The sequence below is a fragment of the Burkholderia sp. BKH01 genome, from assembly GCF_025685725.1.
Classification (GTDB): Bacteria; Pseudomonadota; Gammaproteobacteria; order Burkholderiales; family Burkholderiaceae; genus Burkholderia; species Burkholderia pyrrocinia_C.
This window is the reverse complement of sequence record NZ_JAOTQT010000022.1, coordinates 1-24,358: the sequence shown is the minus strand read 5'-3', so window position 1 is coordinate 24,358 and position 24,358 is coordinate 1. Positions and strand designations below refer to the sequence as shown.

The 24,358-nt window shown below is 66.9% G+C and carries 23 protein-coding genes; 15 read left to right on the top strand and 8 right to left on the bottom strand.

Annotation, left to right across the window (positions count from 1 at the left end; all coding sequences use genetic code 11):
• Positions 1-53: 53 nt before the first annotated feature.
• Positions 54-716, top strand: coding sequence for an acetyltransferase (locus OEJ37_RS26060; RefSeq protein WP_263346937.1), 663 nt, complete (start codon positions 54-56; stop codon positions 714-716).
• Positions 717-726: 10 nt separating this feature from the next.
• On the opposite strand, the gene vioA is transcribed toward OEJ37_RS26060, so the two are convergent.
• The 5 genes from vioA to OEJ37_RS26035 form a co-directional block, all read right to left on the bottom strand.
• Positions 727-1,869, bottom strand: a complete 1,143-nt coding sequence (gene vioA / locus OEJ37_RS26055; RefSeq protein ID WP_263346934.1) for a dTDP-4-amino-4,6-dideoxy-D-glucose aminotransferase VioA — start codon at positions 1,867-1,869, stop codon at positions 727-729.
• A 32-nt stretch (positions 1,870-1,901) separates the two neighbouring features.
• Positions 1,902-4,250, bottom strand: coding sequence for a tetratricopeptide repeat protein (locus tag OEJ37_RS26050; RefSeq protein ID WP_263346931.1), 2,349 nt, complete (start codon positions 4,248-4,250; stop codon positions 1,902-1,904).
• Positions 4,251-4,503: 253 nt separating this feature from the next.
• The gene (locus OEJ37_RS26045) at positions 4,504-4,803 is read right to left on the bottom strand and encodes a flagellar protein FliT (RefSeq protein WP_174418265.1); all 300 of its coding nucleotides are present in this window, start codon (positions 4,801-4,803) and stop codon (positions 4,504-4,506) included.
• A gap of 25 nt (positions 4,804-4,828) precedes the next feature.
• Positions 4,829-6,325, bottom strand: a complete 1,497-nt coding sequence (fliD, locus tag OEJ37_RS26040) for a flagellar filament capping protein FliD (protein WP_174418264.1) — start codon at positions 6,323-6,325, stop codon at positions 4,829-4,831.
• Positions 6,326-6,457: 132 nt separating this feature from the next.
• Positions 6,458-7,612, bottom strand: a complete 1,155-nt coding sequence (locus OEJ37_RS26035) for a flagellin (protein WP_263346924.1) — start codon at positions 7,610-7,612, stop codon at positions 6,458-6,460.
• Positions 7,613-8,131: 519 nt separating this feature from the next.
• Here OEJ37_RS26035 and rpsU point away from each other — a divergent pair.
• Positions 8,132-8,344 (top strand): 30S ribosomal protein S21, encoded by a 213-nt coding sequence (gene rpsU, locus OEJ37_RS26030; protein WP_006401410.1) that lies wholly within the window; start codon positions 8,132-8,134, stop codon positions 8,342-8,344.
• Between the two features lie 232 nt (positions 8,345-8,576).
• Here the strand turns inward: rpsU and OEJ37_RS26025 are convergent, their stop codons facing one another.
• On the bottom strand, positions 8,577-9,179 hold the full coding sequence (locus OEJ37_RS26025; RefSeq protein WP_152862404.1) for a DNA-3-methyladenine glycosylase I: 603 nt from the start codon (positions 9,177-9,179) through the stop codon (positions 8,577-8,579).
• 142 nt (positions 9,180-9,321) lie between these two features.
• Here OEJ37_RS26025 and OEJ37_RS26020 point away from each other — a divergent pair, with 142 nt between their 5' ends.
• Entirely contained in the window at positions 9,322-10,203 is an 882-nt protein-coding gene (locus OEJ37_RS26020) for a BadF/BadG/BcrA/BcrD ATPase family protein (RefSeq protein WP_175920777.1), read from the top strand.
• A 137-nt stretch (positions 10,204-10,340) separates the two neighbouring features.
• A complete protein-coding gene (locus OEJ37_RS26015) occupies positions 10,341-11,165 on the top strand; it encodes a Cof-type HAD-IIB family hydrolase (protein ID WP_174418261.1) in 825 nt (274 codons plus the stop codon).
• Between the two features lie 131 nt (positions 11,166-11,296).
• Here OEJ37_RS26015 and aqpZ read toward each other — a convergent pair whose 3' ends face one another.
• Complete coding sequence (gene aqpZ / locus OEJ37_RS26010) at positions 11,297-12,037, bottom strand: aquaporin Z (protein WP_175920779.1); 741 nt, start codon at positions 12,035-12,037, stop codon at positions 11,297-11,299.
• Positions 12,038-12,337: 300 nt separating this feature from the next.
• On the opposite strand from aqpZ, the gene OEJ37_RS26005 reads away from it, so the two are divergent.
• A complete protein-coding gene (locus OEJ37_RS26005) occupies positions 12,338-12,634 on the top strand; it encodes an H-NS histone family protein (RefSeq protein WP_006489320.1) in 297 nt (98 codons plus the stop codon).
• A 112-nt stretch (positions 12,635-12,746) separates the two neighbouring features.
• Here the strand turns inward: OEJ37_RS26005 and OEJ37_RS26000 are convergent, their stop codons facing one another.
• Positions 12,747-13,811 (bottom strand): glycosyltransferase family 4 protein, encoded by a 1,065-nt coding sequence (locus OEJ37_RS26000; RefSeq protein WP_174418259.1) that lies wholly within the window; start codon positions 13,809-13,811, stop codon positions 12,747-12,749.
• 666 nt (positions 13,812-14,477) lie between these two features.
• Between OEJ37_RS26000 and flhD the strand changes: the two genes are divergently transcribed.
• The 10 genes from flhD to cheD form a co-directional block, all read left to right on the top strand.
• Positions 14,478-14,798, top strand: coding sequence for a flagellar transcriptional regulator FlhD (flhD, locus tag OEJ37_RS25995; protein ID WP_244130884.1), 321 nt, complete (start codon positions 14,478-14,480; stop codon positions 14,796-14,798).
• A 92-nt stretch (positions 14,799-14,890) separates the two neighbouring features.
• Entirely contained in the window at positions 14,891-15,445 is a 555-nt protein-coding gene (flhC, locus tag OEJ37_RS25990; protein WP_152862394.1) for a flagellar transcriptional regulator FlhC, read from the top strand.
• Between the two features lie 168 nt (positions 15,446-15,613).
• Positions 15,614-16,474 (top strand): flagellar motor stator protein MotA, encoded by an 861-nt coding sequence (motA, locus tag OEJ37_RS25985; RefSeq protein ID WP_011350592.1) that lies wholly within the window; start codon positions 15,614-15,616, stop codon positions 16,472-16,474.
• Between the two features lie 13 nt (positions 16,475-16,487).
• Positions 16,488-17,507 carry a flagellar motor protein MotB gene (motB, locus tag OEJ37_RS25980; RefSeq protein WP_174418257.1) on the top strand — a complete coding sequence of 340 codons (1,020 nt, stop codon included), beginning with the start codon at positions 16,488-16,490 and terminating at the stop codon, positions 17,505-17,507.
• Between the two features lie 24 nt (positions 17,508-17,531).
• Complete coding sequence (locus OEJ37_RS25975; protein ID WP_034183898.1) at positions 17,532-17,909, top strand: response regulator; 378 nt, start codon at positions 17,532-17,534, stop codon at positions 17,907-17,909.
• A gap of 33 nt (positions 17,910-17,942) precedes the next feature.
• Positions 17,943-20,207, top strand: coding sequence for a chemotaxis protein CheA (gene cheA / locus OEJ37_RS25970; RefSeq protein ID WP_263346906.1), 2,265 nt, complete (start codon positions 17,943-17,945; stop codon positions 20,205-20,207).
• 48 nt (positions 20,208-20,255) lie between these two features.
• A complete protein-coding gene (gene cheW / locus OEJ37_RS25965; protein WP_174422326.1) occupies positions 20,256-20,771 on the top strand; it encodes a chemotaxis protein CheW in 516 nt (171 codons plus the stop codon).
• A gap of 37 nt (positions 20,772-20,808) precedes the next feature.
• Positions 20,809-22,773 carry a methyl-accepting chemotaxis protein gene (locus OEJ37_RS25960; RefSeq protein ID WP_263346905.1) on the top strand — a complete coding sequence of 655 codons (1,965 nt, stop codon included), beginning with the start codon at positions 20,809-20,811 and terminating at the stop codon, positions 22,771-22,773.
• A 3-nt stretch (positions 22,774-22,776) separates the two neighbouring features.
• On the top strand, positions 22,777-23,760 hold the full coding sequence (locus OEJ37_RS25955; protein WP_263346903.1) for a CheR family methyltransferase: 984 nt from the start codon (positions 22,777-22,779) through the stop codon (positions 23,758-23,760).
• On the top strand, positions 23,757-24,358 hold a 602-nt coding region (gene cheD, locus OEJ37_RS25950; protein ID WP_263346901.1), incomplete at its 3' end, for a chemoreceptor glutamine deamidase CheD. The genes OEJ37_RS25955 and cheD, both read left to right, overlap by 4 nt.

Here is a 24,358-nt window from a genome sequence, read left to right as displayed (position 1 = left end):
CTGCGTGGAATGCAGCCAAGCCGCACCTGCTTTTCAGATCATTTGAGGCCCTCGTGGAAAACATCGTCATCGTCGGCTCGTCCGGTCACGCAAAGGTCGTGATCGATATCGTCGAACAGGCCGGCCGGTACCGGATCGCCGGGCTGATCGATTCGTTCCGGCCGCGCGGCGAGGAGACACTCGGCTACCCGGTGCTGGGCGCCGAGCGCGACCTGCCGCATCTGCTCGACGCGCACGGGATCGCCGGGCTGCTGGTTGCCATCGGCGACAACCACGCGCGCGAGAAAGTGACGGCCGATCTCGCGGCCCTCGTGCCCGGCCTGCCGTGCGTGTCGGCGGTGCATCCGGCCGCGCGCATCGGCAAGGCATCGACGATCGGCGCGGGCACGGTCGTGATGGCTGGCGTGGTGATCAATCCGTGCTGCACGATCGGCGACGGATGCATCGTCAACACGAATGCGTCGCTCGATCACGACGGCGTGATGGAGAATTTCTCGAGCCTCGCGCCAGGCGTCGTCACGGGCGGCAACTGCCGGATCGGCCAGGGCGCCGCGATCGGCCTCGGCGCGACGCTGCGGCACCGGATCGCGGTCGGCGAGCACAGCGTAGTCGGTGCGGGCGCGGTCGTGCTGCGCGACGTCGAGCCGTACACGGTCGTGTACGGCAATCCGGCTCGCCGGATCCGCGGCCGCGCGGCCGGCGAGCGCTACCTGTAAGCGCCGTGCGTCAGTAGGCGATCAGATCGACGATACGGCGGACCATCGCGTCGGTGAGCGCCGGGTAGATCGGCAGGCACAGCACCTTGCGTGCGGCTTCCGACGCGACGGGCAGGTTGTCGCGGTTCGCGGACGGCAGCCCGCGGTACATCGGGAATTCCGAAATCAGCGGATGGAAGTAGCGGCGCGCGTACACGTCGTAGTCGCGCAGCTTCCGGTACAGCGCATCGCGGTCGAGCGGATAGTCTTCGTCGACGAGGATCGCGAAGTACGCGTGGTTCGCGACGGTCTGGCCGCCGAGCGGCACGCAGCGGATGCCGCGCACGTCGCCCAGCAGCGCGCGGTACAGCGCGTCGATCTCGCGGCGGCGTGCGAGCGCGCCGTCGATGTGCTGCAGTTGGAGCATCCCGAATGCGGCGTTGATCTCGCTCATCTTGCCGTTGATGCCGGGCGCGACGACCGTGACTTCGTCGACGAAACCGAAGTTCTTCAGGTGGTCGATCCGCTGCTTGGTCTTCGCATCGGGGCAGATGATCGCGCCGCCTTCGAACGTGTTGAAGACCTTCGTCGCGTGGAAGCTCAGCACCGACAGATCGCCGTGGGTGAGCACGCTACCCGTATCCGTTTGCACACCGAACGCATGCGCCGCGTCGTAGATCACGCGCAGGTTGTAGTTGTCGGCGATCTTCTGGATCGCGTCGACGTCGCACGGGTTGCCGTAGCAGTGCACGGGCATGATCGCGGTGGTCTGCGGCGTGATCGCCGCCTCGATGCGTGCGGGGTCCAGATTGAGCGTGCCGGGCGTGACGTCGACGAATACCGGTTTGATGCCGTTCCACAGCAGCGAATGCGCGGTGGCGACGAACGAGTACGGCGTCGTGATCACCTCGCCGTTGATGCGCAGCGCCTGCAGCGCGGTGAGGAGCGCGAGCGTGCCGTTCGCGAACAGCGACAGGTACGGCACGCCGAGATACTCGCACAGCGCGCGCTCGAACTGCTGGTGAAACGGGCCGCCGTTGGTCAGCGTGCGGCTTTCCCAGATCTTCTCGAGGTACGGCAGGAAATCTTCGAGCGGCGGCAGGTGCGGTTGCGTGACGTAGATGCGTTCGTGCGGCAGTTGCGCGACAGACGATGCGGGAAGGCTGGCGGTCATGGCGGTCTCTCTTTCTCGATAGCGCGTGGCGTTCAGGCCTCGGCCGCGGCCTGTGCGGTCGCCGTGTCGTCGAACAGCGGCGTGTCGAATGCGGTGACGGGTTCGCCCGCGCACCAGCGGGTCCACATCGTGCGCAGCGCCGACGACAGCCCGGCCGCGACGATGGCCGGCCGGAACGCGGCGGATTGCAAGCAGCGCGCGCGCAGGCCTGCGCGCAGCGTCTGCAGCGCGGCGGTGTCGCGGCCGAGCGCCAGCGCCTTCGCGACGAAATCGTCTTCGTTCGTCGCGATGTATTCGTCGAGCCCGACGTGCTGCAGCCAGCCCGCGCTGCCGCGCCCGGCCATTGTCGCGCCGGGGAGCGTCACGGTCGGTACGCCCATCCACAGCGCGTTCAGCGTGGTCGTCGAGCCGGTGTACGGGAACGTGTCGAGGCAGAGATCGACGCCGTGGTGCTGCTGCATGTAGACCGGAATGTTCGAACGGCGGTGGAACGTCAGGCGGCCGACATCGATGCCCGTGGCGGCGAACCATTCGGTCAGCGCGTCCTGGTCGCGGTCGTTGCCGACCGCGCCGAGTGCCATGCGCGCAGTCGGGTCCGCATGCAGCACGCGCGCCCAGACCGCGATCACGTGCTGGCTCAGCTTGTTCAGGCGGTTGAAGCTGGCGTAGGTCGTATAGCCAGTGTGCAGCGCTGGCAGTACGTTGACGGGCGGGCAGTTCGGCGGTGGCATGAACGGCGCGATCGCGGGCAGCCGCACGATCTGCTCGACGAACTGGTCGTCGAAGGCGCCATGCGGCGCGACGAAGCGGTCCGTCAGGTAGTAGTCCATCTCGCTGAGGCCGGTCGTGGCCGGATAGCCGATCCAGGACGCCTGCACCGGCGCCGCGCGCTGCGCCAGCGCGACGAGCCGGTTGCGGCCGGTATGGCCAGACAGGTCGATCACGATGTCGATGCGGTCGTTGCGCACGCGTTCGAGGAAGGCCTGGTCGCTCATGCCGGCGACGTTGCGCCAGGTCGTGGCGTGAGCCTTGAAGCGCTCGGACGTGTGATCTTCCTCGAAGTGATTGTGATAGAAGTGCATCGCAATGCCGGGATCGGTCGCGAGCTGCTCGATCACGGGCACCGCGTAGGAGGAAACCGCGTGGCTGAACAGGTCGCCCGACACGAAGCCGACCTGCAGCTTGCGCGCCGGGTCGCGCGGGTTCGAGAACACGGCCGCGCGCTTGCGTTTGTGGTTGTCGTAGCGCTCGCCGAACTTGCGGTGTTCCGTAACGAGCGCCTGCGGATCGAATTCGCTGCTGTGCGCGATACAGAACAGCATGCTGCTGTGGGTGACGCTGTCGGTCGGGTTGATTTCGATCGAGCGCTTCAGCCAGCCTACCGCCTCCTGCGTGGCGCCCAGTTCGAGCAGCACGAAGCCGAGCGTGCTCATCGGGGCGGCCGCGCTGGGTGCGAGTTCGACTGCGCGCCGGCAGGCCGCGATCGCTTCGTCCGTGCGGCGCATCGCGAACAGCACGAGACCGCGGACCCGCATCGCTTCCGGGTGATCCGGCTGGAGCTCGAGCAGGCGCTGACACTGTTCGTCGGCTTCCGCGAGACGGTTCATCACCCGGAATGTATCGGCGAGCAGGATGCGCACGAGCACTTCGTTCGGCAGCAAGGCGACCGTGCGCAGGCCGGCCTCGATCAACTCCGCGAAGCGGCCTTCCCGGTGATGCGATGCGGACAGCGCGCGCCAGCATGCGCCGTCTTCCGGGTAGTCGGCGACCAGTTTCCGCGCAAGCGCGGTGGCTTCCGCGTGCTTGTTCTTGTCGAACAGCGCCGCGTGCTTTTGCAGTAGCGTCTGGCTGGGGCGGCGGACAGGCTTGCCGGCGTCGTTCCGCTCGGCCGGGCCGGCCGCGGTTTCAAGGACGATCGCCGCGTCGATGCCGCTTGGGGCGACGGCGACCGCTGCAGTCGCGAGCACGGTGTCGGGCGATGCCAACTGCGCGATCAGGCCGTCCAGTGCTGGGCCGTGCACGCCGCGCTGTTGCGCGATCTCGACGGCGATCCATGCAGCGGCCGTTTGTCCGCTGCGATGCAGCGCGTGGATGTAGCTGACCCAGTAGTAGCCGTTGGCCGGATTCGAGCCGATGGCGGCTTCGAAATGCGGTATCGCATCGGCCGGGCGGCCCGTATCGACCAGCAGGACCGCGAGGTTGTAGTGCGCGTCCCCATGCGTGGGCACTGCGTCGAGGATGGCCTCGTACAGCGCCCGGGCGTCGTCGAAAGCACCGGCGCGCTGGCGCTCGAGCGCGTTGTCCAGGACGAGCGCGATGTCCTGCGCAAGCTGCTGTTCTGGCGTAAGCGTGGCGGAGGAGGACAGTTCGAACGAGAGCATGATGGGATCTACGGAAAGTCGGTCGATACCATTATCGGTAGCGTGCCTCCGCGCCGATGCCGCGAGGTGACGGTAAAAGCCCGGTCAGTTTGGCCGATTGAACGGGCTGCCGCGGCACGGCGACGCGGCCGTCGGCGTGCCAAAAAAAACGCCCGCACGAGGCGGGCGGAGGCGAACGAGCACGCCCTCACATCAGCGTGTAGTTCTTGTTGTCTGGTTGGCGCGCGCGGGTTGGCGCGGCGTTTGCGGTGCGTCAGCGGCTCGCGACGTTCTGGTACTGGCCGACGGCCTGCACGCGGCCCATCGCCGCCTGGTATTCGTCGGTCAGCTCCTGCTGCGCGCGTTGCGCGTTGGCGAAGATGCGCTCGTTGCTGGCCTGCATGCGGCGGATCGCGGCGATACCGGCCGGCGGCTGGTCGGCCGCGAGCGACGCGACGAGCGGCTCGCGCGCGTCGACGAGGCGTGTCGCCTCGATCCAGTCGGCCATCGTGGCCGCATGTTCGATCGCATCGGTGAGCGCGTCGAGCTGCGCGATCAGTTCGGTCTGTTCCATCGTGGCTCTCCTGTCCGGCCGGCGGTCAGCCCTTGTTGTTCGACATCGCGCCGGCGCTGTTCGCGCCGCCGAACAGCTGCGTCAGGTACTGCGAGTTGCTGTTCATCGTCGCCATCAGCTTGTTGAGCGCGGTGAACTGCGCCTGGTACTGGTTGGTCAACTGCGTCGCGTAGTTCGACAGGCTCGTCTGCTGCGTCGTCACGCTCTTCAGGTCGTTGCTGAGCGCCGTCGTGCGCGCGGCGATCAGCCCGTTCGTCTTCGTGTAGTTCGTGATGTTCGTCGTCAGCTGCTCGCCGATTCCGTTCGTCGAGTTGAACAGCGACGCAACACCCGACGGGTTGGTCTGCAGCGCGGTGTTGAGCGTATTGCTGTCGGTCTTCAGCGTGCCGTCGGCCTGCAGCGTGACGCCGATCGACGCAAGGTTGATCGTCGAGCCGTTGTTGTTCACGCCGCTCGCGACGATCGACGCGAGCGAGTTCTTGATCGTGTTCAGCGTCGAATCGCCGAGCAGCGGGCCTTGCGACGACGCGCCGGACGTGAAGCTCGACAGCGAGCTCATCGTCGTGACGAGCGTGTTGTACAGCGTCACGAAGTTGTTGACCGCGGCGGCTTGGGTTTTCGTGTCGGAGGCGACCGTCAGCGTCTGGGTCTGGCTCGCGTTGACGGCGGCCGTGGTCAGGTTCAGCGTGACGCCGGTGATCGCGCTCGTCACGGTGTTGCTCGCGCTCGTGCCGGCGATGCCGTTGATCGTGAACGCGGCGTCCTGCGCGGCCGTGCTCTGCTTCCACGCGGCGCTGCCGTTCGCGGACGTGAACGTCGACTGGCCGCCCGTCGTGCTGGCCGTCGACGTGACGCCGAGGCTGGACAGGCCGTTGTCGCCGGACACGTTGCTGAGCGCGACGCTGATCGTGTTTGCAGCGCCGGTCGGCGTCGAGCTGAGTACGAGGTGCGCGCCGTCGCTGCCGTTGACGACCGATGCGACGATGCCCGGGTTGCCGGTTGCAGTGTTGATCGCGGCGGCGATGCCGGACAGCGTGTTGTTCGTGCTGCTTACGTTGACCGTGAACGACTGGCTGCCGAGCGACAGCGTCATCGTGCCGGTGCCGAGCGCCGTCGACGAACCGAACGCGGCCGACGACAGCGACTGCGACGTCGCGATCTGCGTGACGCCGACCGAATAGCTGCCGGCGACGGAGCCGGCGCCGGCGGTCGCGGTGAGGCCGGTGCCGCTCGCGGTCGCGGTGAAGGTGTTCTGCAGCGAGCCGTTCGACAGCGTCGTGAGGCTGGCCTGCAGCGCGCTCAGCGCCGCCGAAAGGGCGCCGTACGCGGAAATCTGGGTGTTGTCGCTGGCCTGCTTTGCGGTGAGCGCGGCGCTTTGACCGGCGATCTTCGCATTGACGAGCGCCGTCACGAGCGAGTTGACGTCCATCGACGAGTTGCCGGTCGAACCGCTGATGATCGATTGCGCGGCTTGCTGCAGCTGGCTGTTGGCCGCGTTGGTGGCGGAATTGATCGTCGACATCGTATTGCTCCGTGCGGCGGATGATCCGTGAAATGCTGGGTGAAGACCTGGCCGCGGGGCGAGGCCCCGCGCGCCAAGCGCTTGCGGCCGGGCCGCGCGTTACGCGGGGCCCGGCCGTCGGTTGCTACGCGATTACTGCAGGAGCTTCAGGACCTGCTGCGGCAGCGAGTTCGCCTGTGCGAGCACCGAGATGCCTGCCTGCTGCAGCACCTGGTTCTTCGACATGTTCGCGGTTTCCTGCGCGAAGTTCGCGTCGGTGATCTGCGACTGTGCCGACGACAGGTCGGTCGATTCTGCCTGCTGCGCCGTTGCGATTGCCGTGAAACGGTTTTGTGCCGCGCCCAGTTGTGCCTGAACGTTGTTCACCGTTTGCAGCGCGTTGTCGATCGACACCATCGCGACGTTTGCACCGCTGACCGTGCTGATGTCGAGGCCCGACACGGTTGCCGGCTTGTTGACGGCGTTGATCTGCGCAACGGCGTTCGTGATCGCGGTGAGCGACGCTGCCGACATGCTCGAGCTGGTTGCGCTCGTTTGGATCGACAGAGCGCCGACTGCCGTGCCCGTGCCGGTCGTTGCGCTTGCGCCGAACACAGACTGGGCAACGGTTTGCGCGATGGCCCCGCCGTTCTGGTCGGTGAACGTGTAGCCACCTTGACCGTCCGACATCACGTTGATCGCGGTAATCGCTGCGCCCGACGACGTGTACACGCCTGCGGTGTCGAGGCTCAGGCCCGTCACCGTGCCGACCGTCTGGCCCTTCTGCACCAGGCCGCCGCCGATCTTCGCAGCCGACATGCTTTGGCTCAGGTCCAGCGAGATCGTCTGGCCGACGTTTGCGCCAACCTGGAACGACACGATGCCTGCGTTGCCGTTCAGGATGTTCGTGCCGTTGTACGTCGTTTGCGACGCGATACGGTTCACTTCCTGGATCTGCTGCGAGACTTCCTGTTGCAGTGCTGCCTGGTCGGTCGTGGACATCGTGCCCGTCGACGCTTGGACGGCCAGCTGGCGGATACGCTGCAGGCTGTTCGTCAGCGACGACAGTGCGCTCGATGCCGTTTGAATCATCGACACGCCGTCGTTCGCGTTCGACACGCCCTGGTTCAGGCCGTTGATCTGCGTTTGCATCCGCGTCGAAATCGCGAGGCCGGCTGCGTCGTCGGCTGCGCTGTTGATACGCTTGCCCGACGACAGACGCGTGATGGCTTGCGACAGTGCGCCTTGCGAGCCGTTGAGGTTCTGCTGAGCAACCAGCGAGTTGATGTTGCTATTGATTCCGAGCATGGAAAAATCTCCTGTTTAAGCCGAAAGCCCTGGAAAGCCGTTTTGGCGTCGGCGGAAGCACTCGTTCATTGCTGGCCGCCTCAGAGCAGGATTTCGGCGTGCCAAAACAAAACTTGAGGGGTGCGTTGAGATTCGTCCCGATTTTTTATCGTTCTTTGTCATTTCGGACGGGGTGGGTCAGATGCCCGGTTAACGGGGGGCAGAGACCGGCCCGGCGACGGAGTTGCAAGGCTGTGCACACGGAATCGACAAAAGGATGGTTTTGTCTGTGATTCCCTGATATGATGGCGGGCTGAATTGAGATTTCTGTCACGCCTTTGCCGGTTTCGGCATGTCTGCTGGCAGTCAAACGCGGCGCTGCACGCGGTTGTGAAGCGTACTCGCGGTGCTTTCCGCCTCTCTTTTCCGGCCTCCGAGGCCGTATTTCCGCTCGTTTCGCCTGTTGTGGGGACGCTCGGATGGCCGGTGCGTGGCGCTTGGCCGCTACGTTTTTGACCGTTTAAGCAATTTAGGAACGACATGACGACGATTCTTCTGAAAGAAAACGAGCCGTTCGAAGTGGCGATTCGCCGCTTTCGTCGCGCTATCGAAAAAAATGGCCTGATCGCTGAACTGCGCGAGCGCCAGTCTTACGAAAAGCCGACCGCAGTCCGCAAGCGCAAGAAGGCAGCAGCCGTCAAGCGCCTGCACAAGCGTCTGCGCAGCCAGATGCTGCCGAAGAAGCTCCACTAAGAGCGTCTTACGGTTCGCCGCGAAACGGCGGAGTGTGCCTCGAAAGAGGCCGCTCCGCCGTTTTGCTTTTGGAGGCCGGGAAAGTCCCGATGCCGTGACGTCGAGGCCGCCGACCCTCGCGTGCTGGTGATCTATCTGTCGCTCGCGGTCGGTCGTGCTGGCGTCGTCACGCGCCGCGCGGTGATTGGAGGGGGCAGAGCCGTTGCAGGCTCCGGGTGATGGTTGGCGCTGGTCAGCCCGCCTTGCGCCGGCGTGCCGGCTGCTTGCCGCCGAGCGCCGCGCATTGAGCGTGGCACGGACAGCCGGCCTCGTGATCGTTGACCATGCCGGTCGCCTGCATCAGCGCATAACAGATCGTCGAGCCGACGAACTTGCAGCCGTATGCCTTCAGCGCCTTGCTGAGCGCGTCGGACTGTTCGGTCGACGCAGGCGCGTCGCGATACGACTCCCATGCGTTCTGGACCGGCGTGTTGCCGACGAACGACCACAGGAACGCGGCGAGCGACCCGTGCTCGTCGCGGATGCGCTGCACGGCGCGTGCGTTGGTCACCGCCGATTCCACTTTCGCGCGGTTGCGCACGATGCCGGGGTTCTCCAGCAGTTTCTCGACGCGCTTCGGCGTGAAGCGCGCGACGGCGTCGACATCGAAATCGGCGAACGCTTCGCGATAGCCCGCGCGCTTGTTCAGGATCGTCGACCACGACAGCCCGGCCTGCGCGCCTTCCAGGATCAGCATTTCGAACAGGTGGCGATCGTCGTGCGACGGCACGCCCCACTCGGTATCGTGATAGTGAGCGTCCGCTTCCGTCTTCACCCAGTTGCATCGCTGCGACATCGTCTGCCTCGTATTCAGTGTCGATTCGATCGCGCCAGCATAGCGGAAGCCCCTTTCGCGGGATAGCCGGCCGAACGGCAGATGGGCGCGCCGTACCGATCCGGTTAAGCTTGGCGCCTGTTCGAATCAGCGGGATGAAGGCATGGCGACATTACTTTTTGCGATCGGCATCGACGGCGGCGGCACGGGCACGCGCGCGGTGCTGGCCGACCGGCACGGGCGCGAACTTGCGCAGGGGCGCGGCGGCCCGTCGGGGCTCGGACTCGGCATCGAGCGCGCGTGGGCGTCGATCGGCGCGGCCTGTGCGGACGCGTTCACGCGCGCCGGCCTCGCGTTCGACCTGTCGCAGTGCGCGCTCGGCTGCGGGCTCGCGGGTGTCAACAATGCGGCGTGGCTCGCCGCGTTCCGCGCGCAGGCGCCACTCGGCGCGCTCGCAATCGAGAGCGACGCGTATACGACCGTCGTCGGCGCGCACGGCGGCGCGCCGGGGCTCATCGTCGCACTCGGCACCGGCAGCATCGCGGCGGCGCTCGATGCGGGCGGCGCGTGCCGGATCGCGGGCGGCTTCGGCTTTCCGTCCGGCGACGAGGCGAGCGGCGCGTGGCTCGGCGTGCGTGCGCTCGCTTACGCGCAACAGGCGCTCGACGGCCGCGTGCCGCGCGATGCGTTCGCCGACGCGCTGCTCGCGGAAACGGGCGCGCAGGATCGCGACGCGCTCGTCCAGTGGTCGTGCGATGCGAACCAGACGATCTATGCGCGGCTCGCGCCGATCGTGTTCGCGCACCGCTCGCACCCGGTCGCGGGCGCGCTGATCGCGCAGGCCGGCGAAGAGATCGGCAAGATGATCGATGCGCTCGATCCGCAGCAGGCGCTGCCGGTCGCGCTGTGCGGCGGGCTCGCGGACGCGCTCGCGCCGGCCGTGCCGGCGCGCCACGCCGCGCGGCTGCGCGCGCCGCTCGACGATTCGGCGCATGGCGCGCTGCAGCTCGCGCTGCAGGCGCTGCGGGCTGCGGAAGGCGGTTGAAGGCAGGTTGACGGCGGGTTGACGGCGCGCCGAAGCAGCGCCGAAGGCGGCGCCTGACCGGGAACCGTCCGGCGCGCAGCCGGGCACGACGTTAGAATGGCCGTTCCGCAGAGCCCTGAGCGCCATTCTCCCGTCCCATGTACAAAGTCATCGCCACCGATCTCGACGGTACCCTGCTGAACAGCGATCACCAGCTCGATCCGTACACGATCGACACCGTCCGCCGGCTCGAGCGCGACGGCCTGCAGTTCGTGATTGCCACGGGGCGCCATTACGCGGACGTCGCGGGCATTCGCGACGTGCTCGGCATCCGGCCGTACCTGATCACGTCGAACGGCGCGCGCGTGCATGCGCCGGACGACACGACGATCCACGCGCAGGACATCGATCCCGCGATCGTCCGCGGCCTCGTGCGGCCGGACGTCGTCGGCGCGCACGGTCGCGTGATCGTCAACCTGTTCACCGACCAGGGCTGGCTGATCGACCGCGATGCGCCGCACCTGCTCGAATTCCACCAGGATTCGGGTTTCCGGTACGACGTGATCGACATGCCCGCGCACGACGGCGCGGATATCGCGAAGGTGTTGTATATCGGCGAGCCGGCCGATCTGGCGATCGTCGCCGAGCAGATGCGCGTGCGGTTCGGCGATGCGCTGTACGTCACGTACTCGCTGCCCGACTGTCTCGAAGTGATGACCGCGAACGTGTCGAAGGGCCGCGCGTTGCGTACCGTGCTCGCGCGGCTCGGCGTCGACACCGGCCACTGCATCGCGTTCGGCGACAACATGAACGACATCGACCTGCTCGAAACCGCCGGTCACGCGTTCATGATGAACAACGCGAATCCCGGCCTGGTCGCGCGGCTGCCGCACATCCCGCGGATCGGCAACAACTTCGATGCGGGCGTCGCCCGCCACCTGCGCACGCTGTTCTCGCTCGAGGACAACGTCGCCGCTTCCTGAGCGAACGACCCGGGCGCGCTTCCCGAACTGCAATGAAAAACGGGCGCCAAGGGCGCCCGTTGAAATTGCCTGCCTCGATGTTCTTCGACAGCGTGAGGCTCGCTGTTCTGCTCGCGTGACCCCGTAGTGTCTTATTCGATTGTGCGAGCCGATGCCGGCAGCAGGTCGACGGCGTCGTTACGCCCCGCGACCAGCGGGTAGATGATCCCGGCGAGTACCGCGCCGATCAGCGGTGCCGCCCAGAACAGCCAGAGCTGGCCGATCGCGTCGCCGCCGACGAACAGTGCCGGGCCGGTTGAGCGCGCCGGGTTCACCGACGTGTTGGTGACCGGAATCGAGATCAGGTGAATCAGCGTCAGGCACAGGCCGATCGCGATCGGCGCGAAGCCGGCCGGCGCGCGCTTGTCGGTTGCGCCGAGGATCACGAACAGGAAGAAGCCCGTCATCACGACTTCGCAGATGAACGCCGCAGCCAGCGAGTAGTGGCCGGGCGAGCGCTCGCCGAAGCCGTTCGTCGCAAAGCCGCTGCCGACGACGTCGAAGCCGGGCTTGCCGGTCGCGATCAGGTACAGCACGAACGCGCCGAGCGTCGCGCCGACAACCTGCGCGACGATGTACGGCGCGAGATCGCGTGCGGGGAAGCGGCCGGCGACCGTCAGGCCGACGCTCACCGCCGGATTCAGGTGGCAACCCGAAATGTGGCCGATCGCGAATGCCATCGTCAGCACGGTCAAGCCAAAGGCAAGTGCGACGCCGGCAAAGCCGATGCCGAGGCCCGGAAAGGCGGCGGCCAGCACGGCGCTTCCGCACCCGCCGAGCACCAGCCAGAACGTGCCGAATACCTCTGCAGCGAGACGCTGAGAAAGATTCATGTAAGGACCTCGTCCAAGTGGGTTGAAGACAACCGGACGACGCGACGGATTTATTTCGTCGCCCGGAATTGGTCTGGATTATAGGAAATGAATCGGGTCCGGGAGGGTCAACGATTGTTAAATTTGAATGGTTGACGAAGACCTTTTATTAGAATAAGTCCGCATTCTCGATATAGCCGAATTGGTTAAAGATGACAGCATTTATTTCGAAGGGTAGGGCGGCAGTGCGGATGACGTAACGGATGTTTGTGTCCCGGCCGGATTCGCCGGGGCCGCATCATCGAAAAGGGGAGTCGAAAAATGTCTCAATACGCGAAACTCAAGGCGCAGATCGCCGATCTGCAGGCCCAGGCGGACGATGTGCGTCGCCAGGAAGTGGCGGCGGTGATTGCCGACGTCCAGCGAATGATTGCCGAATACGGCCTGACGGCCCAGGACCTGGGCTTCGCGGAGCGAGCGCGGCGCGGCCGCCCGCCGAAGAAGGCGCCGCTGCCCCCGAAATACCGTGATCCGAAGTCCGGCGCGACCTGGAGCGGGCGCGGCAAACCGCCGAATTGGATCGTCGGGAAAAACCGCGATCGATTCCTGATCGAATGACTGCAAGCTCAAATAGAAAGAGCCGCATCGTCGATGCGGCTCTTTTGTTTTGCGGTTTTGCGCGCCGATTTCGGCGCGGATTTTACCGAATATTTCGACGCGGATTTCCGCGTCAGGCGCCCGCGACCCGGCGCAATGCCGGTTGTCCGGTCGCCGTGCAAAGCGATTCGTAAGTCTCGACATAACGCCGCGCCATTGCCTTCGAGCTGAAACGGGTATCGAAACGTTCGCGGATCGCGGTGCGCGACAGGCTGTCGATCCGGTGCAGCGCGCCGACCGCGCCCTGCACGTCCTCGACGATGAAGCCGGTCACACCGTCCTCGATCACTTCCGGCACCGAGCCGCGGTTGAACGCGACGACCGGCGTGCCACACGCCATCGCCTCGATCATCACGAGGCCGAACGGCTCCGGCCAGTCGATCGGGAACAGCAGCGCCTTCGCGCCGGACAGGAACGCGGGCTTCTGCGCTTCGTTGATCTCGCCGATGAATTCGACGTGCGCCTGGCCGAGCAACGGCTCGATCACTTCCTTGAAATAGTCGGCGTCGGCCTTGTCGACCTTCGCGGCGATCTTCAGCGGCAGCCCGCTTTGCGCGGCGATCCGGATCGCCGTGTCGACGCGCTTTTCGGGGCAGATCCGGCCGAGGAACGCGAGGTATTCGGGTTTCACGCCCGGCTGCGGCGTGAGCAGCGTGTCGGGCAGCCCGTGATACACGGTGCCGGCCCACGCGGCCTGCGGCAGCGGCTTGCGCTGGTTGTTCGAGATCGACACGACCGGCGCGTCCGGGAATGCGTCGAACACGGGCTGCAGCTCCGGCAGGTCGAGGCGGCCGTGCAGCGTCGTCACGTACGGCGTGTCGAGGCGCGACATCAGCGGGAACGGCAGGTAGTCGAGGTGGAAGTGCAGCACGTCGAATTCGTGCGCGACGCGGGCGACCTGTTCGAGGAGCCGCATGTGGGGCGCCATCGAATCGCGGATCGACGGGTCGAGCCGCAGTGCGCGCGGCCAGGCCGCCTCGAGGCGAGCCGACGTGACGGAGTCGCCGCTGGCGAACAGCGTCACATCGTGCCCGAGTTCGACGAGCGCCTCGGTGAGGTAGGACACGACACGCTCGGTGCCGCCGTAGAGTTTCGGCGGAACGGCTTCGTAAAGCGGCGCGATCTGGGCAATTCGCATGGGTGTTCTCCGATGTCGATCCGTGTGCGCCGCGGCGCCGATGTGGATCCCGTACAAGGTTGCGGAACTCGCCGACGCACGCTGTTGGCGGTACGTGGCCGGGCCCTGGGCGGGGTGCGCGGGGCGCCGGACGGCAAGCTGCGGGGCGGGCCGGCACGGCTCGCGCCGCCGCCCATTGGAGTCCATTATCGATATCGCCCTGAGGGGTTCGAGTGTTTTTTCAAACACTTAAGGCTTGTTACACGATGAAATACGCGAAAACCCCGAGAAAAAGGGCCCGGAAACATGAATCGAGATAGACTCAACTATTGTTGCGCTATCGTGAAAAACCACTATAATTTTTACCGATCCGAATGCCGGCAGCCTTGCCGGCAAGCCTTCCGCCACCGCGCGGCGGCAGTCGGACCCCTCGCAGCCGAATCCGCGCTACCGCCCCGCTTTCCTGATTGCCCCCTTTCAATTCGCCTTGTCGGAAAAATTCCTACACGGTTTACAGACAAATCCTGCATGGCATACGCCACTTCGCTGATACCGACATAAATCCCGTTTGGCCAGAATTCGCCCTGTAAGACTATAAACGTGCCGACCGAGCGCCGAGAGGGCCGTGATCGAGCAAACGTTTCCATAACATGAATGGCCAAAGCAAAGCTTTTTAACGGGGGAATCATGAGCGCTACCAGCGAAATGCTCAGTGAGATCAAAGAGGTCAACCTGTCGTACCTCCTCCTCGCGCAACGCCTGTTGCGGGAAGACAAGGCGATGGGCATGTTCCGCATGGGAGTTTCGCAGGAACTGGCCGACGTGCTCGCGAACCTCACGCTCGCACAGACCGTGAAACTCGCCGCGTCGAACCAGATGCTGTGCCGCTTCCGCTTCGACGATCACGCGCTGCTGTCGTCGCTCGCCGACAAAGGCCGCAGCGACGTCGTCGCGCACGCCCACTCGGCCATCCTGATGGCCGGGCAGCAGGTCGAAGGCGTCCGCTGATCCATCCCGCCTTGCGTTTGTCCCGGCGTGCCGCGCCGGCCGGCAGCGTATTGGCCATTCATCCGAACAACGTCAAGCGGACGGTTTTCACCATGGCAAGCAAAAGCGTCGTGATCGAGGTGAAGGAAATCACCCTCGCCATCGAACTGATCGAACTGGGCGCCCGGCTGCAGTTGCTGGAGGCGGAGACGAGCCTGTCGCGGGACCGTCTGATCAAGCTGTACAAGGAACTGAAGGGCGCGTCGCCGCCGAAGGGGATGCTGCCGTTCTCGACCGACTGGTTCATGACGTGGCAGCCGAACATCCACTCGTCGCTGTTCTACAACATCTACCGGTTCATGCAGGACCACGGCCGCTGCGAGCCGATCCAGTCGATCGTGAAGGCGTACCGGCTCTATCAGGAGCACGTGAACCTGTCCGGCGACGAGGCCGCGCTGAGCCTCACGCGCGCGTGGACGCTCGTGCGCTTCTTCGATTCGGGGATGCTGCAGATGACCCCGTGCACGCGCTGCGGCGGCCACTTCGTCGCCCATGCGCATGATCCGCATCAAGGTTTCGTCTGCGGCCTGTGCCAGCCGCCGTCGCGCGCGGGCAAGACCCGCAAGGCCGCCGCCGCGCGTGCCGAACTGGCCGCCGCCGCGGCCTGAGCGCCGCCGGGCGGGGCGCGGGCGGCTGCCGCGGGCCGCGCGAACCGTCTGCCAATTGCTGGTAAACACCGTCGGGCGGCTGCCGGGCGGCCGCGAAAGTTTTCCTGCCGACTGCCGTAAACCTGTTTAACGGCGATCTTCCCGCCGGTCTTTCATGAGGGACAGGCAGTGCTGATTATCGTGGGAACACTCGTGACGCTGTTGTCCGTCTTCGGCGGTTATGCGCTGGCAGGCGGGCATCTGGGCGCCTTGATCCAGCCCGTCGAGATCCTGATGATCGTGGGCGCCGGCGTCGGCGCATTCATCCTCGGCAACGGTGGCAAGACCATCAAGGCCACGCTGCGCGTGCTGCCGACGCTCTTCAAGGGCTCGAAATACACGAAGGACGTCTATATGGAGCTGATGGCGCTCCTGTACGTGCTGCTCGCGAAGGCGCGCAAGGAAGGCACGCTGACGCTCGAGGCCGATATCGACGATCCGGAAAAGAGCCCGATCTTCACGCAATACCCGAAGATCCTCGCCGATCACCACATCGTCGAATTCCTGACCGACTACCTGCGCCTGATGGTGGGCGGCAACATGAACGCATTCGAGATCGAGAGCCTGATGGACGAGGAGATCGAGACGCACCACGCGGAAGGCGAAGGCCCGGCGCACGCGCTGATGCGCGTCGGCGACGCGATGCCGGCGTTCGGCATCGTCGCGGCCGTGATGGGCGTCGTGCACACGATGGCGTCCGCGGACAAGCCGCCCGCGGTGCTCGGCGCGATGATCGCGCAGGCGCTGGTCGGCACGTTCCTCGGGATCCTGCTGTCGTACGGGCTGATCGGGCCGCTCGCGAGCCTCGCGGAGCAGCGCGTCGCCGAGTCGACCAAGATGTTCCAGTGCATCAAGGTGACGATCCTCGCGACGCTGAACGGTTATGCGCCGGCGATCGCGGTCGAGTTCGGCCGCAAGGTGCTGTTCTCGACCGAGCGGCCGTCGTTTTCCGAGCTCGAAGAGCACGTGCGCCGCGTGAAGGCGAAGTGACGCGGAGCGACCGATGAGCAAAAGCAAGGATCGCGCGATCGTCGTCAAGCGGGTGGCCCCGGCGAAGAAGGGCCACCACGGCGGCGCATGGAAGCTCGCGTACGCGGATTTCATGACCGCGATGATGGCGTTCTTCCTGCTGATGTGGCTGCTGAGCTCGGTCACGCCGGTGCAGTTGAAGGGGATCGCCGAATACTTCAACACGCCGCTGAAGGCCGCGCTGTTCGGCAGCGGCGATCGCAACTCGCAGGACTCCAGCATCATCAACGGCGGCGGCCGCGACCTGTCGAGCACCGACGCCGGCACGCTGCGCCGCACCGACGGCACGACGTCGCTCGCCGAGCGCGTCGCGAAGCCGGTCGACGAGCATGCGCAAGCGCAGGCGCAGGGTTCGATCGAGCGGCTCGAGCAGGCGCGCCTGCACGACCTGCAGATCAAGCTGATGGCAGCGATCGAAGCCAACCCGACGCTGCGCCAGTTCAAGCAGCAGATCCGCATCGACTCGACGCTGATGGGGCTGCGCATCGAGATCGTCGATACGCAGAAGCGGCCGATGTTCGCGATGTCGAGCGATCACGTCGAGCCGTACATGCGCGACATCCTGCGCGAAATCGGCAAGACGCTGAACGACGTGCCGAACCGGATCATCGTCCAGGGCCACACCGACGCCGTGCCGTACGCGGGCGGCGAGGGCGGCTACAGCAACTGGGAGCTGTCGGCCGACCGCGCGAACGCGTCGCGCCGCGAGTTGATTTCCGGCGGCATGGACGAGGCGAAAGTGCTGCGCGTGCTCGGCCTCGCGTCGACGCAGAACCTGAACAAGGCCGACCCGCTCGATCCGGAAAACCGCCGGATCAGCGTGATCGTGCTGAACCGCAAATCCGAAGAAGCGCTGATGCGCGACGACGCGACGACCACGACGCTGTCGGCCGATGCGGCGGGCTCGAAGCTGCTCGCGCAGCAGCTCGCCGGCCCGTCGCCGGCCGCGCGTCCGGTCGTTGCGAGCGCCGCCGCCGTGGCGCCGAAACCCTGACGTTTCCACGATTCCGAGACAGACATGATCCGAACCATTCTCGCCATCGACGACTCCGCGACCATGCGTGCGCTGCTGCAGGCAACGCTTGCGCAGGCCGGCTACGACGTGACGGTGGCGCCGGACGGCGAAGCCGGCTTCGACATGGCCGCGACCGCGCCGTACGACCTGGTGCTGACCGACCAGAACATGCCGCGCAAGAACGGGCTCGAGGTGATCGCCGCGCTGCGCAAGCTGACCGCGTATGCGAACACGCCGATCCTCGTGCTGACGACCGAGGGCAGCGATGCCTTCAAGGACGCCGCGCGCGACGCGGGCGCGACCGGCTGGATCGAGAAGCCGATCGATCCGGTCGTGCTGGTCGACCTGGTCGCGACGCTGTCCGAGCCGGCTGCTTCCTGAAATGAACGCGACGAATCCAACCGGTGACCGGGCATGACTCTCGATATCACGCAGTTCTACCAGACCTTTTTCGACGAAGCGGACGAGCTGCTCGCGCAGATGGAGCAGCTTCTGCTGAACCTCGACGTCGACTCGCCCGACCCCGAGGACCTGGCCGCGATCTTCCGCGCCGCGCATTCGATCAAGGGCGGCGCGGCGACGTTCGGCTTTTCCGCGCTGACCGATACGACGCACATCCTCGAATCGCTGCTCGACCGCGCGCGCAACCATGAGCTGACGCTGACCAAGGAGATGATCGACGCGTTCCTCGAGACCAAGGACGTGCTGTCCGACCAGCTCGTGGACTACCGCGCGAGCGCCGAACCGGACGCGGCAGCCGCCGCGACGATCTGCGCGAAGCTCGAACGGCTGAAGGCCGAGAGCGGCGCGGGCGCGCCGGCGGCCGCTGCGGCGGCGCCTGCCGCGCCGGTCGCTGCTGCGGCCGCACCGGCTGCACCGGTTGCCCCGGCCGCGGAGCCCGCCGCCGGCGGCGATCGTGCGCCCGATCATGTGGTCGAGCAGGCCGTCGCGGCTGCGCATCCGGCGGCCGACGCGGGCGAAGACGGCCCGCACCTGAAGATCACATTGGTGGGTGTCGACGCGAAGGACCGGGAGCTGCTCAGCGAAGAGCTCGGCAACCTCGGCCGGATCGTCAGCCGCGAGGAAGCGGGCGCCGACCTGACGCTGTGGCTCGAATCGGACGTGCCGTCCGACGACATCGTCGCCGTGTGCTGCTTCGTGATCGACGAAAGCCAGATCCGCATCGCGCGTGGCACGGCGCCGGCCGCGCCGGCGGCACCGGCTGCCGCGCAGGACGCCGCGGCACCGGCCGCCGCCGCGCAGCCCGCGCGGGTCGAGGTATTCGTGCCGCAGGCCGCCGCGCCGCAACCGGCCGCACCGGCGCAGGCTCCCGCAACGGTCGAGCCGGCCGCGGCTGCCGCAACGGCACAACCGCAGCAGCAACCCCAGCAGCCGCAGGCCGAACACGCGGCGCCGGCCGCCGCGCATCACGACGACAAGCGCCCGCGTCCGGCCGCCGCGGCCGCATCGGGCGCCGAAGGCAGCTCGATCCGCGTCGGCGTCGAGAAGGTCGACCAGCTGATCAACCTCGTCGGCGAACTCGTGATCACGCAGGCGATGCTCGCGGAGACGGCGAGCGCGTTCGATCCGGCGCTGCATGACCGCCTGTTCAACGGGATGGCGCAGCTCGAGCGCAACGCGCGCGACCTGCAGGAAGCCGTGATGTCGATCCGCATGATGCCGATGGACTACGTGTTCAGCCGCTTCCCGCGGCTCGTGCGCGACCTCGCCGGCAAGCTCGGCAAGCAGGTCGAGCTCGTCACGTTCGGCCAGGCGACCGAACTCGACAAGAGCCTGATCGAACGGATCATCGACCCGCTCACGCACCTCGTGCGCAACAGCCTCGACCACGGGATCGAAACGGTCGACAAGCGCGTCGCCGCCGGCAAGGACGCGGTCGGCCAGCTCGTGCTGTCGGCCGCGCATCACGGCGGCAACATCGTGATCGAGGTCAGCGACGACGGCGCGGGCCTGAACCGCGAACGGATCCTCGCGAAGGCCGCGAAGCAGGGCATGCAGGTGTCCGACAACATCAGCGACGAAGAGGTGTGGAACCTGATCTTCGCGCCCGGCTTCTCGACCGCCGAGACAGTGACCGACGTGTCGGGCCGCGGCGTCGGGATGGACGTCGTGAAGCGCAACATCCAGTCGATGGGCGGCCACGTCGAGATCACGTCGCAGGCCGGCCGCGGCACGACCACGCGGATCGTGCTGCCGCTGACGCTCGCGATCCTCGACGGGATGTCCGTGAAGGTCGGCAGCGAGATCTTCATCCTGCCGCTGAACTTCGTGATGGAGTCGCTGCAGCCGTCGAACGACGACATCTACACGGTCGGCAACGGCGAGCGCGTGGTGCGCGTGCGCGGCGAATACCTGCCGCTGGTCGCGCTGCACGAGGTGTTCTCGGTCGAGGACGCGCGCACCGACCCGACGCAGGGGATCGTCACGATCATGGAAACCGAGGGGCGCCGCTTCGCGATGCTGATCGACGAGTTGGTCGGCCAGCAGCAGGTGGTCGTGAAGAACCTCGAAACCAACTACCGCAAGGTGCACGGCATCTCGGCGGCGACCATCCTCGGCGACGGCAGCGTCGCGCTGATCGTCGACGTCGCGGCGCTGAACCGCGAAACCCGTGCGATGCACGGCGCCCGTGCCGGCGCCGAGCTCGCGATGGTCTAACTCTCGCCATACAACCGATTGGGGGCAAAAGTGTCTGCTGAAGTCCAAATGATCAATCCGGCCGCGGCGAACGCGGCAACCAGCCGCCGCGACGCGGAACACGGCGACGCGACGGGCCAGGAATTCCTCGTGTTCACGCTCGGCGACGAGGAATACGGGATCGATATCCTGAAAGTGCAGGAAATCCGCGGCTACGACAGCGTCACGCGCATCGCGAACGCGCCGGATTTCATCAAGGGCGTGATCAACCTGCGCGGGATCATCGTGCCGATCGTCGACATGCGGATCAAGTTCCATCTCGGCCGCGTCGAGTACGACCACCAGACCGTCGTGATCATCCTGAACGTCGCGCATCGCGTGGTCGGGATGGTGGTCGACGGCGTGTCGGACGTGCTGACGCTGCAGACCGACCAGATCATGCCGGCGCCGGAGTTCGGCGCGACGCTGACGACCGAGTACCTGACGGGCCTCGGCACGGTCGACGGCCGGATGCTGATCCTGATGGACATCGAGAAGCTGATGTCGAGCCGTGAAATGGCGCTGATCGAGGCGCTCGGCGGTTAAATGCGCCGCGCGCGCAGGAATTTCGGGAGAATCTGCAATGTTGCATAACTGGTCGATCCGCACGACGCTCACGGCGGTCGGACTCATCCTCGTGTGCCTGGCCGCCGCGGTCGGCGGGCTCGGCCTCTACGCGCTCGATCACGCGAGCCGCTCGCTCGACGAGATCGCGCACGTCGACCTGCCGGCGATCCATGCGCTCGACGACACGTCGTCGTACCTGCTGCGCACGCGCGTATCGCTCGACCGCTTCCGTTCGCTGACCGAGGCCGGCAACACGGCCGAGGCGGGCAAGGTGCTCGATCGCGCACAGGAGCTGTACGCGAAGTCGAACCAGAACTGGCAGGCGTTCCAGTCGACGCCGAAGCTCGGTGTCGAGCAGGCGCTCGTCGACGAGCTCACCGCACGCTATACGACGATCGTGAAGGAAGGCGTCGAGCCCGAATTCGCGGCCGCGCGCGCGGGCGACATGGCCGCGTACCACGCGGTCGCCGACACCAAGATCAGCCCGATGTTCGTCGCATACGACCAGGCTGCGTCGGCCGTGGTCGCGTCGCTGCAGAAGCGCGCGGAAGAGCGCCAGGCCACGACGCAGACGCAGATCTCGCTGATGGTCGCGCTGATCGCGGCCGGCATCGCGATCGCGTTCGTCGTCGTGATCGCGATCCGCTTCGCGATGCGCGGGCTGATCGTGAAGCCGCTCGAGGACGCGATCGCGCACTTCGAGCGGATCGCCGGCGGCGACCTCACGCAGCCGGTGAACGTGTCCAGCACGAACGAGATGGGGCGCCTGTTCGGCGGCATCAAGCGGATGCAGGACGCCGTCACGACGATGGTGCAGTCCGTGCATCGGGGCACCGAATCGATCGACGTCGGCGCGCGCGAGATCGCGACCGGCAACATCGACCTGTCGCAGCGCACCGAGGAGCAGGCCGCGTCGCTGCAGGAAACCGCATCGAGCATGGAGCAGCTGACGGGCACCGTGCGGCAGAACGCGGAGAACGCGCGGCAGGCGAGCCAGCTCGCGGTGAACGCGTCGGACATCGCGACGCAGGGCGGCGAGGTGGTCGGCCAGGTCGTGTCGACGATGCAGGACATCGCGGCAAGCTCGGGCAAGGTCGTCGACATCATCGGCACGATCGAGGGCATCGCGTTCCAGACCAACATCCTCGCGCTGAACGCGGCGGTCGAGGCCGCGCGGGCCGGCGAACAGGGCCGCGGCTTCGCGGTGGTCGCGGGCGAGGTGCGCTCGCTCGCGCAGCGCAGCGCGAGCGCCGCGAAGGAAATCAAGCAGCTGATCGGCGATTCGGTCGGGAAGGTCGACAGCGGGTCGGCGCTCGTCGCGCGTGCGGGCACGACGATGGACGAGATCGTGCAGGCCGTGCGCCGCGTGACCGACATCATGGGCGAGATCAGCGCCGCGTCGGAAGAGCAGTCGACCGGCATCGAGCAGGTCAACCGTGCGGTCGGCCAGATGGATTCGGTCACGCAGCAGAACGCGGCGCTCGTCGAGCAGGCCGCCGCCGCGGCCGCGTCGCTCGAGGAGCAGACGCGTCAGATGAAGACGATCGTGTCGGCCTGGCGCGTGGCGGGCGGCATCGTGCTCGCGCCGGCGCGCGGCGTCGCGCGGCCGGTCGCGCACGAGCCGGCGGCACTGCCGTCGGAGCCGCGTCACGACGCCGCGCCGGTCGCCGCGCTGCCGGCACCGCAGGCTGCCGCACAACCGGCACGGCGCGCCGCGCCGGCGTCGCATGCGGCCACGCCGGCCGCGGCGGGCGCGAGCCAATCGAAGCGCGCGGCCGACGCCGGTGCGCGCGCGCAGAAGGAAGCACCCGCGTCCCGCGGCGCCGCTGCAGGCGGCTACGGGCCGCGTCTCGCGAAGTCGGCGGCCGCCCCGGCGGACAAGCCGGCCGCGAAGCCCGCGCTCGTGCGCCCCGCGCTGAACGGCGAGAAGCCGGCGCTGGCCGCGGCCGGCACGTCCGACGACGACTGGGAGACCTTCTAAGCCATGCCGAACGCGCGCGCGCCGTTTCGACCCGATGCACCGGATGCCTCGCCTCGCGCGGGCGAGCCGGGGCGCGACTTCGCGTTCACGGGCGCGGATTTCGCACGCATCCGCGCGCTGATCCACCAACGCGCGGGGATCTCGCTGTCCGAGCACAAGCGCGACATGGCGTACAGCCGTCTCGCGCGGCGGCTGCGCGCGCGCGGCCTCGACACGTTCCGCGACTACCTCGACCTGCTCGAGCAGGAGGACGATCCGCTCGAGTGGGAAGCGTTCACCAATTCGCTGACCACGAACCTGACCGCGTTCTTCCGCGAGTCGCACCACTTCCCGATCCTGTCGACGTTCGTGAAGGGGCGGCCGGCGCCCGTGTCGGTGTGGTGCTCGGCGGCATCGACCGGCGAGGAGCCGTACTCGATCGCGATCACGCTGATCGAGGCGCTCGGCGAATCGGCAGCGCGCGGCGCGTCGATCCTCGCGACCGATCTCGACACGCAGGTGCTCGCGAAGGCGGAAGCCGGCATCTATACGTACGACCAGGTCAAGCACCTGTCGCCCGAGCGGCTGAAGCGCTTTTTCCTGAAGGGTACGGGCGCGCAGGCCGGCCGCGTGAAGGTGCGCCCCGAGTTGCGCGCGATGATCCGCTTCGAGCAGTTGAATTTGACCGATGCGGACTACGGGATCGCGAAGCCGTTCGATGCGATCTTCTGCCGCAACGTGATGATCTATTTCGACAAGCCGACGCAGGGGCAGGTGCTGTCGCGCTTCGAGCCGCTCGTGAAGCCGGGCGGGCTGCTGTTTGCCGGCCATTCGGAAAACTTCACGTACGTCACGCAGGCGTTCCGGCTGCGCGGGCAGACGGTGTACGAACTGACTCGCGACGCCGCGCAGGGTGCGCGGCCGCGTGGCGCGCAGGTGCCCGCGGCGGCTGCCATGCCGCCGCGCGTGCCCGCGCGTGCCGCGGACGCCTATGGAGATCGCGGATGAGCGCACTGCCGATCGCGACCAATCGCTATTTCGACAACCACTTCGGCCGTCCCGGCGTGAAGCTGTTGCCGAACGAGTTCTACACGACGTCCGAGGACATGGTGCTGATGACCGTGCTCGGCTCGTGCGTCGCCGCGTGCCTGCACGACCCGTACGCGGGCATCGGCGGGATGAACCACTTCATGCTGCCCGACGACGGCACCGATCCGGGCGCGGCCGCGTCCGAATCGATGCGCTACGGCGCGTACGCGATGGAAGTGCTGATCAACGAGTTGATCAAGGCCGGCGGGCGCCGCGAGCGCATCGAGGCGAAGGTGTTCGGCGGCGCGGCCGTGCTGGCCGGGATGACGACCATCAACATCGGCGATCGCAACGCGGATTTCGTGCGCCGCTACCTCGCGCTCGAACGCATCCGCATCACGGCGGAAGACCTGCAGGGCGTGCACCCGCGCAAGGTCGCGTTCATGCCGCACACGGGGCGCGCGATGGTGAAGAAGCTGCGGCTGCAGGTGCCGGGCGTCACCGAGCGCGAAGCCGCGCTCGCGCGCGAGGCCGAGCGCGCCGCCCGGCCGCGCGCGCACGTCGAGCTGTTTGCGGC

Bases quoted from the DNA above. Each gene is read 5' to 3' on its own strand.
- vioA (WP_263346934.1), bottom strand. From the start codon at position 1,869: ATGACCGCCAGCCTTCCCGCATCGTCTGTCGCGCAACTGCCGCACGAA.
- OEJ37_RS26050 (WP_263346931.1), bottom strand. From the start codon at position 4,250: ATGCTCTCGTTCGAACTGTCCTCCTCCGCCACGCTTACGCCAGAACAG.
- OEJ37_RS26045 (WP_174418265.1), bottom strand. From the start codon at position 4,803: ATGGAACAGACCGAACTGATCGCGCAGCTCGACGCGCTCACCGATGCG.
- fliD (WP_174418264.1), bottom strand. From the start codon at position 6,325: ATGTCGACGATCAATTCCGCCACCAACGCGGCCAACAGCCAGCTGCAG.
- OEJ37_RS26035 (WP_263346924.1), bottom strand. From the start codon at position 7,612: ATGCTCGGAATCAATAGCAACATCAACTCGCTGGTTGCTCAGCAGAAC.
- rpsU (WP_006401410.1), top strand. From the start codon at position 8,132: ATGACGACGATTCTTCTGAAAGAAAACGAGCCGTTCGAAGTGGCGATT.
- OEJ37_RS26025 (WP_152862404.1), bottom strand. From the start codon at position 9,179: ATGTCGCAGCGATGCAACTGGGTGAAGACGGAAGCGGACGCTCACTAT.
- OEJ37_RS26020 (WP_175920777.1), top strand. From the start codon at position 9,322: ATGGCGACATTACTTTTTGCGATCGGCATCGACGGCGGCGGCACGGGC.
- OEJ37_RS26015 (WP_174418261.1), top strand. From the start codon at position 10,341: ATGTACAAAGTCATCGCCACCGATCTCGACGGTACCCTGCTGAACAGC.
- aqpZ (WP_175920779.1), bottom strand. From the start codon at position 12,037: ATGAATCTTTCTCAGCGTCTCGCTGCAGAGGTATTCGGCACGTTCTGG.
- OEJ37_RS26005 (WP_006489320.1), top strand. From the start codon at position 12,338: ATGTCTCAATACGCGAAACTCAAGGCGCAGATCGCCGATCTGCAGGCC.
- OEJ37_RS26000 (WP_174418259.1), bottom strand. From the start codon at position 13,811: ATGCGAATTGCCCAGATCGCGCCGCTTTACGAAGCCGTTCCGCCGAAA.
- flhD (WP_244130884.1), top strand. From the start codon at position 14,478: ATGAGCGCTACCAGCGAAATGCTCAGTGAGATCAAAGAGGTCAACCTG.
- flhC (WP_152862394.1), top strand. From the start codon at position 14,891: ATGGCAAGCAAAAGCGTCGTGATCGAGGTGAAGGAAATCACCCTCGCC.
- motB (WP_174418257.1), top strand. From the start codon at position 16,488: ATGAGCAAAAGCAAGGATCGCGCGATCGTCGTCAAGCGGGTGGCCCCG.
- OEJ37_RS25975 (WP_034183898.1), top strand. From the start codon at position 17,532: ATGATCCGAACCATTCTCGCCATCGACGACTCCGCGACCATGCGTGCG.
- cheA (WP_263346906.1), top strand. From the start codon at position 17,943: ATGACTCTCGATATCACGCAGTTCTACCAGACCTTTTTCGACGAAGCG.
- cheW (WP_174422326.1), top strand. From the start codon at position 20,256: ATGATCAATCCGGCCGCGGCGAACGCGGCAACCAGCCGCCGCGACGCG.
- OEJ37_RS25960 (WP_263346905.1), top strand. From the start codon at position 20,809: ATGTTGCATAACTGGTCGATCCGCACGACGCTCACGGCGGTCGGACTC.
- OEJ37_RS25955 (WP_263346903.1), top strand. From the start codon at position 22,777: ATGCCGAACGCGCGCGCGCCGTTTCGACCCGATGCACCGGATGCCTCG.